Raw genomic sequence first — 9,713 nt, forward strand, 5'->3', positions numbered from 1 at the left:
GGCCAGCGCGCCACCTCCGCCCCCGAGCGAGCCTCCGCCGCCGCCGGCGCTCACGGTGGTCAGCGAACCTCCTCCGCCGCCACCACCCCCGCCACCCACGACGCAGCCGCCCGCGCCGCCTCCTCCTCCGCCGCCCCCGACCACGCAGCCCGTCACGACGACCACCACCACCACGACGACGACCACAACGACGACCCCGACCACGACGACGACAACGCCGACCACCACCACGACGCCGCCGACCACTACGACGACACGGACCACCACGACGAACCCGATGACGACGACCTACGTCACGGTGCCGTTCGTCCCGGTTCCGATCCCGATCCAGGTGCCGGCTCAGCCCCAGAATCCGTATCAGCCCCAGAACCCGTACGCGCCGCAGAACCCCTACCAGCAGTCGCCGTACGGTCCCTGAGGCGCCGCTCGCCGCGACGGCTGGAGACTCCCGTCAGCAGCCGAGGATCTCGTTGCCCTCCGGATCCGTGTGCGGCGGGTCCGCGTCGTCCTTCGCGAGAACGAGGTGTACCCGGTTGCGCACCCGCTTGGGTGTGTCGACGCGAATGAACTCCACCCAGAAGCGCCCGTCCTGCCGCAGCGACGCGTACTGCGGATGGGACCGCGTGACGGGCAGCCCGGTGAGTTCGGCCCAGAACTGGGCTTGCGCACGGGGGTCGAGCGCATCGAACACGACCGCGGCGATAGGGCCGATGCCGCGGTACTCGTCACGCGGTTCCAGCACGCAGAACTCGTTGCCGCCGGGGTCCGCCAGCACCACCCAGGGCACGTCATCTGTCTGGCCGACGTCGACGGGCCGCGCGCCGAGGTCGCGGGCGCTGCGAACCAGGTCGTCCTGATGCTCGGCGGAGGTGGTGGCGAGGTCGAGGTGCAACCGGTTCTTCACCTGCTTCGGTTCATCCGTGGCGGCGAAGCGCAGCGCCGCACCCTCGCCGAGGGAGACCGAGGTGCCGTCGACCACCGGCATCTCCAGCAGGGCCGACCAGAACGGCAGGAGCGGTGCGGGATCGACCGACTCCACCAGGACGTGACGGATGGGGTGCATGGGCGCCACGTTAGTGGCCGGCACAGACACCACTGTGCTCGAACCACTTCGATCGTTCCGGCCCTTTCAACGGGCGCCGGTGCCTATGGTTGAATCGGGGCAATTTGCTGGACGGCGGGAGGCGAATGGCCGGCGGGTTGCGTTTCGGGGTGAGCACGCAGGGAGGACCGCTGGCCGCGCAGGAGCTGGCGGAGGTGGGTGACGCGGTGGGCAAGACCCCCGAATTCGTGCTCTGGTACGAGGATTTTGCCTCTCCGCCACCGGTGGCGAAGATCGATGCGGTGATCGACCGCGCAGCCCAACCCGTCATCACATGGGAGCCCCGACTGTGGCACGGCGAATCCGCGGACCCGGTCGCCGCCATTCTCCCCAAGATCAAATCCGGTTGCTACGACGATTACCTCCGGGAATGGGCCGAAGGGCTCGCCGGTGCGCGTGGGGAGGTTCTCCTCAGGTTTGCCCACGAATTCAACGGCACCTGGTATCCGTGGTCGGCCGGGGCCGGGACCTCGGCCGAGGAGTATGTCTTGGCGTGGCGGCATGTCCACCACCTCTTCAGCGAGCGCGGCGCCGCCAACGTCCGATGGGTGTGGGCGCCCGACGCGGGGCCGGTCGGCGAGGACTCGCTCACCCGCTGGTACCCGGGCGACGAGTGCGTCGACGTGCTCGGCATCGACGGCTACAACTGGGGCACCACCCTGCCCGGGAGCCGGTGGACCGGACCGACGGAGATCTTCGGACACGGGCTTGCCGAGCTGCGCCGACTCTGTGACACCAAGCCCATCCTGGTCACCGAGGTCGGTTGCGCCGAGGCGGGCGGCGACAAGGCCGAGTGGATCGGCGAGCTCGTGCACATGATGGCCGGCGAGCCGCAGGTGACCGGCTTCATCTGGTTCCACCACGACAAAGAAACCGATTGGCGACTGACCAGCACCGCGGCCGCGGCCGCGGCGATGGGCGCATCGCTGAGTGAGGCGGCGGCGTGAACACCGAGACGTTGAGCCAGCGGTACGCGCTGCCGCCCGAGGTGGAGAACGAGAGGGTGCGTTCCCTCGAGCAACTGCACATCCTCGACACGCCGCCGGAGGACCGGTTCGCCCGCATCACCAGGATGGCGCGCTGCGTGTTCGGCGTGCCGATGGCATCGGTGAACCTCATCGATCGCGACCGCCAGTGGTTCAAGCAGGCCGACGGCCTGTCACTGGGCCCGCAGACGACACGGCGCAACTCGGTGTGCCAGGCCACCATCGCGCGCACCTACCAGCATCCGGAGGAGCCGGCGTTGATCCTCGAGGACGCCGCCGAGACCGAGTTCGCCTGTGTGCCCGGCGTCGGCGGTGACGGCATTCGGTTCTACGCGGGCTACCCGCTCTACGGCCCCGGCGGTCATCCGGTGGGCACCTTCTGCATCTTCGACAACCGGCCGCGGGCGCTGGCGGACTCTGAACTGCAGACCTTCAAGGAACTCGCCGCATGGGCGCAGCGCGAGCTGGAGAGCTCCGACGATCTCGAGCGGGCGTCGGCGGTCCAGCGGCAACTGCTTCCCCGACCGTTGGGGGACCTGCCGGGTTACTCGGTCTGCGCGATGTGCCTCCCGGCCTATGCCGTGGGCGGCGACTTCTACGACCACTACCGCGTGCAGGGCGGCGCCATGTTCACGGTCGCGGACGTGATGGGCAAGGGACTGGGTGCGGCGATCCTCGCGGCCAGCGTGCGCTCGTCCCTGCGAGCCGCCTCACGCGCTGTCGACCGACTCACGGCGACCGACGTCGACGTCGCGGACACGGTGAATTCCATTGCGGCGCAACTGAGTGAGGATCTGGACAGTACCGACACCTTTGTGACCCTCTTCCACGCCAAGCTCGACATCGACAGCGGGCGGGTCGACTTCGTCGACGCCGGACACGGTTTCGCGGCGGTGATCCGCGACGACGGCAGGGTGGAACCCCTCAACAGCGCGGACCTCCCCGTCGGCGTGTTGCCCGGATACAGCTGGACCGGCGGCGAGGTGACGCTGCAACCCGGTGACACCCTCGTCATCGCTTCGGACGGCGTCCTCGACCTGGTCGGCGACGGCAGTGACGTCCGGCCCGCGCTGCAGCTGGTCTCCCAGTACCGCGACCCGGGAGAACTGTGTGACTTCGCCCGAAGCCTGCATGCCAGGACTCCGCCGCTGGACGACGTGACCCTGGTGGCCGTGCGGCGCGAGCTGCCGTGAGACACCAGCTGCCTCACGCCGCCGCCGGGCGATATCCGTCTCCGTGGCTGCGCGCCCTGATCCTGCTGACGGTGATACTGGGCGTCAACTACATCGTGTGGCGGTGGCTCGGGTCGGTGAACTGGTCCGCGTGGTGGATCGCCGTTCCGTTGGTGGTGGCCGAGACGTACAGCGTGATCGACTCCCAGCTCTTCGGGTTGACGATGTGGCGGACACTCCGCCGGAATCCTCCCGAACCGCCGCCTGAGGGCGCCACCGTCGACGTGTTCATCACCACCTACAACGAACCGATCGAGATGGTGATGGCCACCGCGCAAGCGGCACTGGACATCCGGTATCCGCACAGCACCTGGATCCTCGACGACGGCGACCGTCGTGAACTGGCCGCCGCCGCTGCCGAGAAGGGTGTCGGCTACATCACGCGGTCCGCGCACTGGACTCAGGACAAGCCCCGCCACGCCAAGGCAGGCAACCTGAACAATGCGCTGTTCGAGACGGACGGCGAGTTCATCCTGATGCTCGACGCGGACCAGGTACCGGTTCCGGAGATCCTCGACAGGACGCTCGGCTACTTCCGGGATCCCTACATGGCGTTGGTGCAGACCCCACAGTTCTTCCACAACGTGCCCGTGAGTGACCCGTTGGGCAGCCAGGCGCCGCTGTTCTACGGCCCGATCCAGCAGGGCAAGGACGGCTGGAACGCCGCGTACTTCTGTGGTTCCAACGCGGTGCTGCGCCGCGAAGCGTTGATGCAACTCGGCATTCGCGGCTATGTGCGGGCGATCGAGGAGGGCATCAAACGCGCGCTCTACACCGCGGACAAGATCCTCAAACAGACCGCAGGCCAGATCGGATCCGACGAACGCGAGGCGCAGGCCGCGCTCGACGCGGTCCGCGACGCGGTCCGCGACGCCCGCCGCGAACTCCGCGACAAGCGGGCCCTTGCGGACATCACCTTCACGTTCCAGCAGCGGGTCGACGCCGCGGCGCGCACGCTGGTTGACTCCGACATCCTGGCGATGCGGGCAGATCTCGAGATGATCGCCGCCATGGGCGCTGACGCCGATGGCGGTCCGTCGGCCGATCTGGTCTTCGACGACGAGGCGCTCGCCACGCTGGCGGACCGCGAGTGGTCCCCGCTCGGGGCGATCGAGTCGATCCGCGCGCTGATCCGGGCCGTCGACGTGGACCGTGACGACGAGGCGCAACCGGTGCTCCCGATGGCGACCATCTCGGTCACCGAGGACATGGCGACGTGCATGCGACTGCATTCGATGGGGTGGCGATCGGCCTATCACCACGAGAAGCTCTGCGAGGGGCTGGCGCCCGAGGACGCCGGCACCATGCTGACCCAGCGCCTGCGGTGGGCGCAGGGCACGATCCAGGTGATGCTGCGCGAGAATCCCTTCGTGCAGAAGGGTCTCAGCCTGGGACAGAAGCTCATGTACTGGTCGACGATGTACAGCTACCTCGCCGGGTTCGCCGCCCTGGCCTACATCGCAGCACCCGCGATCTACCTGATCTCCGGCATCATGCCGGTGCAGGCCTACAGTTGGGACTTCTTCGGTCGGCTCATCCCTTTCCTGGTCCTCAATCAGCTGATGTTCATCATCATCAGCCGCGGCACACCCACGTGGCGGGGGCAGCAGTACAGTCTGGCGCTGTTCCCGGTCTGGATCCGGGCGTGCGTCACCGCGTTCCGCAACGTGTACTTCGGGCGCCCTCTCGGATTCGCCGTGACGCCCAAAACCCGTCAGGCCATCGATGCCACGCCGTGGCACCTGGTGAGGTGGCAGCTGGCGGCGATGGCGATGCTGATCGTCGCGTCGGTGATCGGGATCGTCCAGCTGTACTACGGCGCCATCTCCGTGCTCGGCGTCGGGGTCAACCTCTTCTGGGTGCTGTTCGACCTGCTGATACTCAGCGTCGTCATCCAGGCCGTTCGCTACCGCGGACACCGAACGGAAGGAGCGGTATGACCCAATACCCCACGCGCACCACGGCATCCGATGCCACGGTGATCAGACCGGAGGGGCGACTCAACATGGTCGCGGCTCCCGGTCTGCGCAGGCAGCTGCATGCACTCGTCGAGGCGGGAAGCTCGAGGCTGGTCGTCGACCTCAGCGGAACCGAGTTCATCGACTCGTCGGGGCTGGGCGCCCTGATCTCCGGCCTGAAGGCGGCACGTCAGGCCGGAGGTGACCTGCGCATCGCGGCACCGACCCGGCAGGTGGTCACCGTACTGGAATTGACCAACCTCAATCGGGTTCTGCGCGTTCACGATTCGGTAGACGGTGCGTTCGATGGCGCCACCTGACACGCCCTACGTGCTGCACACCACAACGGGGCCGGAGACCCTGGACGCCATCCAGCAGACACTCGACGACGTGTGGTCCGCGCACGACATCCCGGACGTGGTGCGCATGCACATGGATCTCGCCGTCGGTGAGATCGGCGCCAACATCATCGAACATTCCGGTGGCGGCAAGCCCGTGCACCTCCGGATGGAGGTGCACGTGCTGCCGGAGTCGGTGCGCGCCGTCTTCACCGACGACGGCCGGCCGGCCCCGGTCGACGTGTCGCAGACCGAGATGCCCGACGGCCTGTCGGAGCGAGGCCGCGGCCTGGCGATCGCCCACCGGGTGCTCGACGAATTGTCATACCGCCGCGACTCCGACGGCAATCACTGGACGTTGGTGCGCAGCCGCGCGGAGTAGCCCGGCCATGACGGTGCGTTGACGCCTGCGACGATTTATGTCGAAAGCGGCGCCGGCACGGCTGCGGGGGTCTACCTTGGGTGCACGGGCGGCCGCGTGCCGGCTGGAACTCTTGTCCGTCGGGGGATGTGGCTTCGAGGCGGATCAATGGGTGCATCGGCGTACGTGGGTCGTGTCGGCGGACTGGCGGTGGCGCTCGGCGTCGGCATCGCCGTGGTGTCGGGCGGTGCCGGGGTGGCGTTGGCGGAGGAGACGTCCACCTCCGACAACACGTCACAGGACTCCTCGACGGACACCACCAAGGACGCCGCCAAAGATGAATCTGCGGACGATTCGACACCTGCAGACGACAAGACGCCTGAGCCGGTGGTGAAGAAGAAGAAGTCACCGTCATGGCAGTCCCGTCTGGAGAAGCGCCTGGAGAGGCTGAAGACGGCGGGTGCCGACGCCAGGAGCCGCTGGAATGTCGGCGGCGAGACATCCGTCGAAGATGGCGTCAAGACGGACGCGGGTGGCCCCGACGCCACCGAGGCCGCCGGCGTAGGCACCGGCGGACCGACTCAACCGGCCGTCGTCAAAGGCGAAGTCAAGGCGCCACTTGCGCTGTCGTCGTCCTCGGCCCGGTCCCGGGCGTCCGCACGAGACGACCGCATCACCAGGATCGAGGTCCAGGCCGCGCGTCCCAGGGTGACCACACGCGCGGTCGTCGTCGACAAGACCCCAACCGGGCCGCAACCGGAGACCAAGACACTCGCCGCGGTGACCGAGACCCGTTCCATCACAACAGCGGTCACCACCGCGGTGTCGTCGGTGACGGCGGCCGGTGGGCAGGTCGCTTCGGCCCTGGCGGCCGCGCCCACTGCGGTGCCTGCACCGGCGCCCGCGACGCGCATCGTGAACCGCGTGCTCGCGGCGCTCGGCCTGGGAACGCTGTCCAACGTGCCGGTCGCGCCGACATCGCCGTGGGCGCTCGGGGCGCTGATGGCGGTGGCTGCGCGACGGGAGACCGAACAGGTGGCGTCGACGGCGGCTGTCTCCACCACGGCGCGCGCCGCTGTCACGACGGCCGCGACCACCACCGCGGCGCTGGTCGCCACACCCGACCCCGCCACCGACTACCAGGTCACACCTGTTCCGGTCAGCGGCAACACCGACTACATCACCGCTGTCACCGGCCGCAACAGTCTCAACCAGACCTTCGACAGGTTCGGCATCGGCGGCACCGATGTGGGCGTCATGTGGGACAACGGGATTCGTGACAATCCGCTCACGCCGGTCAACGAACACCAGGTGCTGATCGCCTTCGGCGACACCTTCTTCGGCGACAATCCGGTGCGGCAGACCGGGTGGCGGATGAACACCCTCTTCCGCAGCTACGACTCCACGCTGTCCAACGGAATGTACGTGCGCGACGGCATCATTCACGATCCCGGCACCTACAGCGGTTCGCCGATGTCGGTCAACAACTATTCGCGCGAGATCATCGGGAAGTACGGCTACGCCGTCGGACCCGAGGTGACGATCATTCCCACCGCCGCCATCTCGGTGCCCGGCGCCGGGGTCAACGGGGCGACCAGGCAGTACATCAACTTCATGTCGGTACGGTCCTGGGACACCCCGGGCCGGTGGACCACGAACTACTCGGCCATCGCGTATTCGGATGACAATGGCCAGAATTGGCGCACCGTTCCGGCGTCCTCGGTGCGGCCCGCCGCCGTCGGACGCTCGACCCGCCCGTTCATCTCGGGCAACCAGAACTTCCAGCAGTTCGCCTACGTCAAGGGCGCGGTCGTCGACGCCACCGGTGCGCCGGTCACCGATCCCGTGACCGGGGAACCGAAGACGGACGGATACGTGTACGCCTTCGGCACGCCGGCGGGCCGCGGCGGCACCGCCTACCTGTCTCGGGTGAACGAGAGGGAAATCCTCGACCAGACGAAGTACCAGTACTGGAACGGCTCGACGTGGGTGAACAACAACCCCGCGGCCGCCAAACCCATCCTGCCGGGGACGACCACCACGTCGTGGTTCGGCTTGGTGAAGAACACCACGTACCCCACGGTCGGCGAGATGTCGGTGCAATACAACGCCTACGAGAAGAAGTACGTGATGCTCTACGCGGACCAGAACAACAACGTGGTCATCCGCAAGGCGGACCGGCCCGAGGGCCCATGGACGGCGCCGACGACGCTGGTGACCTCGTCGAAGATGCCGGGGCTCTACGCGCCGATGATCCATCCGTGGTCGTCCACCGCGAACGTCTCCTCCAGCGACCAGCAGTACCTGTACTGGAACATCTCGACGTGGGACGACTACCAGGTCAAGACCATGCGAACGGACCTCAGCAAGGTGTGATGCCGGGGCGCGGGTCGGCCGCGGCCGTCGCCGACGTGGTGGCTGTCACCAGCGTGGCGCCGGCCTCGATCTGCGACGGCGTGGCGATCATCTCGGCCCGCCCGCAGGCCACCCAGCCGATCAGCACGGCCTTGGCGACGAGGATCAGCGACACCGTCACCAACGCCTTCCGCAGCCTCATACCCTCAGGGTAGCCACCCATCGCCGCAGGTCGTGGGCTCGGTGAAGTTGCAGATTGCACCAACCCGGGTAGGCGGCGGTAACCTCGGTCCCGACTGACAAGCAGATCGGGAACGTATCAGTGGACCTAGTACTCGGCCTCTCGATAACGTCGGCTGCCATCCGTTTCGTGCTGGTTGAAGGCGCGACCGGCGAGGGCGCAACGGTCGACAAGGGCACCCTGGAACTCGACGGCGCCGACAATGGCCTGAATGACCTGGTGGACGCGGTTCTCGGCGAGGGACCCTTCGCCGTGGTCCCCGGCCGGCGACCACGCGCTATCGGGGTCACCTGGCTCGGAAGCGCGACGGCTGCCGCCTCGACGGTGCTCGAACTCCTCGCCGACAAGGGTGCGGACAACGTCATCGCGGTCTCGGAGTCGGACGCGGCGGCTGCCTTGGCGACGGGAATCGGTGACATCGCCGGCCTCGAGGACATCGCCGTGTGTGTGGTGGAACCCGACGCGGCCGTGGCCGCGGTGGTCGACGCCCACGAGGTGGTGGTCGACGTCATCGAACGGTTCGGCGCGGGTGATGCCGCCGAGGTGGCGCACTGGCTGACCGCGCTGGTCGACAGCTGCCCGTCCGAACCGGCCGACGTCTACGTCCTCGGCTCGGCCGGCGATCTGGACGACGTCGTCGCATCGCTGGACGCCGGGGGATTCGCGGTCATCTCCGCCGCCGAGGCCGACCTGGCGATGGCCCGTGGCGCGGCACTCGCGTCGGCCCGCAGCACCTACGACCTCGACCTCGGCTTCGTTGCGGAGCCGACTCCCGCAGGCAGGCAGCCGTTCGTCACGCCGCGGGTGGCCGCGCTGGGCGGGGTGCTCGTCGCCGCGGTGGTCACCTTCGTGGTGTCGCTGTCGGTCGCCCTCACCCCTCAGTCCACGCCGGAGCACGAGCAGACGGCCAACGCGTCCGAACAGTCGGCGAAGGCGGCCCTGGTGCAGGACCCGGTGGAGAAGCTGCCGCCGCGTCCTCAGAAGCCGGCGCCACGCCCGGTACCCGCCGCACCGCCCGCGGCTCCTCCTCCGCCGCCCGAGGTGCTGCCGGTCGAACCGGTGGAAGCGGTGCCGGTACCCGAGGCGCCCGCGCCGGAACCACCGGCCGCCGCTCCCGCACCGCAGGGCTTGCCCGAAGCG

The 9,713-nt window shown here is 68.3% G+C and carries 11 protein-coding genes; 8 read left to right on the forward strand and 3 right to left on the reverse strand.

All coding sequences use genetic code 11. The features are described 5' to 3' along the window. On the reverse strand, positions 1-267 hold a 267-nt coding region (locus Q2100_RS12965; RefSeq protein WP_302914382.1), incomplete at its 3' end, for a hypothetical protein. Positions 268-277: 10 nt separating this feature from the next. On the opposite strand from Q2100_RS12965, the gene Q2100_RS12970 reads away from it, so the two are divergent. Beyond that, positions 278-418, forward strand: coding sequence for a hypothetical protein (locus Q2100_RS12970; RefSeq protein ID WP_302914383.1), 141 nt, complete (start codon positions 278-280; stop codon positions 416-418). Positions 419-451: 33 nt separating this feature from the next. Here the strand turns inward: Q2100_RS12970 and Q2100_RS12975 are convergent, their stop codons facing one another. Then, entirely contained in the window at positions 452-1,063 is a 612-nt protein-coding gene (locus Q2100_RS12975; protein ID WP_302914384.1) for a VOC family protein, read from the reverse strand. A 149-nt stretch (positions 1,064-1,212) separates the two neighbouring features. Here Q2100_RS12975 and Q2100_RS12980 point away from each other — a divergent pair, with 149 nt between their 5' ends. From Q2100_RS12980 to Q2100_RS13005, 6 genes are all read left to right on the forward strand, one after another. Beyond that, positions 1,213-2,049 carry a glycoside hydrolase family 26 protein gene (locus Q2100_RS12980; RefSeq protein WP_302914385.1) on the forward strand — a complete coding sequence of 279 codons (837 nt, stop codon included), beginning with the start codon at positions 1,213-1,215 and terminating at the stop codon, positions 2,047-2,049. After that, on the forward strand, positions 2,046-3,281 hold the full coding sequence (locus Q2100_RS12985) for a GAF domain-containing SpoIIE family protein phosphatase (protein WP_302914386.1): 1,236 nt from the start codon (positions 2,046-2,048) through the stop codon (positions 3,279-3,281). Before Q2100_RS12980 ends, Q2100_RS12985 begins: the two co-directional genes overlap by 4 nt. Continuing rightward, entirely contained in the window at positions 3,278-5,260 is a 1,983-nt protein-coding gene (locus tag Q2100_RS12990) for a glycosyltransferase (RefSeq protein WP_302914387.1), read from the forward strand. The genes Q2100_RS12985 and Q2100_RS12990 overlap by 4 nt, the downstream gene beginning before the upstream one ends. After that, positions 5,257-5,598: an STAS domain-containing protein gene (locus Q2100_RS12995; RefSeq protein WP_302914388.1), complete on the forward strand. Its 342-nt coding sequence runs from the start codon at positions 5,257-5,259 to the stop codon at positions 5,596-5,598. The genes Q2100_RS12990 and Q2100_RS12995 overlap by 4 nt, the downstream gene beginning before the upstream one ends. Beyond that, the gene (locus tag Q2100_RS13000) at positions 5,585-5,998 is read left to right on the forward strand and encodes an ATP-binding protein (protein ID WP_302914389.1); all 414 of its coding nucleotides are present in this window, start codon (positions 5,585-5,587) and stop codon (positions 5,996-5,998) included. Before Q2100_RS12995 ends, Q2100_RS13000 begins: the two co-directional genes overlap by 14 nt. Before the next feature lie 147 nt (positions 5,999-6,145). Further along, positions 6,146-8,353 carry a glycoside hydrolase family 183 protein gene (locus Q2100_RS13005; protein WP_302914390.1) on the forward strand — a complete coding sequence of 736 codons (2,208 nt, stop codon included), beginning with the start codon at positions 6,146-6,148 and terminating at the stop codon, positions 8,351-8,353. Here the strand turns inward: Q2100_RS13005 and Q2100_RS13010 are convergent. Then, the gene (locus tag Q2100_RS13010; RefSeq protein ID WP_302914391.1) at positions 8,340-8,534 is read right to left on the reverse strand and encodes a hypothetical protein; all 195 of its coding nucleotides are present in this window, start codon (positions 8,532-8,534) and stop codon (positions 8,340-8,342) included. The genes Q2100_RS13005 and Q2100_RS13010 overlap by 14 nt on opposite strands. A 120-nt stretch (positions 8,535-8,654) precedes the next feature. On the opposite strand from Q2100_RS13010, the gene Q2100_RS13015 reads away from it, so the two are divergent. After that, positions 8,655-9,713 (forward strand): DUF7159 family protein (locus Q2100_RS13015; RefSeq protein ID WP_456094135.1); only part of this gene is annotated, 1,059 nt, incomplete at its 3' end.

Origin of the sequence: Mycolicibacterium arseniciresistens, from assembly GCF_030519285.1 — a bacterium.
Classification (GTDB): domain Bacteria; phylum Actinomycetota; class Actinomycetes; order Mycobacteriales; family Mycobacteriaceae; genus Mycobacterium; species Mycobacterium arseniciresistens.

Bases quoted from the DNA above. Each gene is read 5' to 3' on its own strand.
- Q2100_RS12970 (WP_302914383.1), top strand. From the start codon at position 278: ATGACGACGACCTACGTCACGGTGCCGTTCGTCCCGGTTCCGATCCCG.
- Q2100_RS12975 (WP_302914384.1), bottom strand. From the start codon at position 1,063: ATGCACCCCATCCGTCACGTCCTGGTGGAGTCGGTCGATCCCGCACCG.
- Q2100_RS12995 (WP_302914388.1), top strand. From the start codon at position 5,257: ATGACCCAATACCCCACGCGCACCACGGCATCCGATGCCACGGTGATC.
- Q2100_RS13000 (WP_302914389.1), top strand. From the start codon at position 5,585: ATGGCGCCACCTGACACGCCCTACGTGCTGCACACCACAACGGGGCCG.
- Q2100_RS13005 (WP_302914390.1), top strand. From the start codon at position 6,146: ATGGGTGCATCGGCGTACGTGGGTCGTGTCGGCGGACTGGCGGTGGCG.
- Q2100_RS13010 (WP_302914391.1), bottom strand. From the start codon at position 8,534: ATGAGGCTGCGGAAGGCGTTGGTGACGGTGTCGCTGATCCTCGTCGCC.